The 464-nt window shown below is 61.4% G+C and carries 1 pseudogene; it reads left to right on the top strand.

Annotated elements, in window-relative coordinates:
* Nucleotides 1-464: pseudogene (locus DEQ92_RS23645) on the top strand (hypothetical protein); the annotation flags it as partial.

Genomic DNA, 464 nt, shown 5'->3' with positions numbered 1-464 from the left:
CACGGGCACCTCGACGGCAACTCCAACGACAGTTGCATCTGGCTGGGGAACCGACATAAGGGAGAGCTCGTCATCCGGAACTCCCTCATCGAAAACACCGGCACGAACGCCATCTACGCCTCTCGAACCCCCGGACCAGTGAAGATACTCGACAGCAGGTTCCGCAACAACAACCAGACATCGCTCCGTATCGGCGGCAGCGGGGCACTCGTTCGCAACTGTCAGTTCGTCATCGATATCGAGAACGCCCACCCCGACAGCAACGACTTCATCAATCCCCACTCGATCGTCTGGGAGACTGGTGAACTCGGCCAGGCTGGCGGTCGAATCGAACAGTGCTCGTTCACCTGCCGGAGCGCGCCACAGCAGACGATGGCGGCCGTGTGGGTCGACGGGTCTGCCGGCGCGTTCGAGATTCGCGATTGCGAGTTCGACATTCAGGCCGACGGCGTTCAGGCGATCCG

The organism is Haloferax sp. Atlit-6N (assembly GCF_003383195.1).
GTDB classification, from domain to species: domain Archaea; phylum Halobacteriota; class Halobacteria; order Halobacteriales; family Haloferacaceae; genus Haloferax; species Haloferax gibbonsii.
The sequence above is the reverse complement of the archived record's forward strand: the minus strand, read 5'-3'. Positions and strand labels throughout refer to the sequence as shown.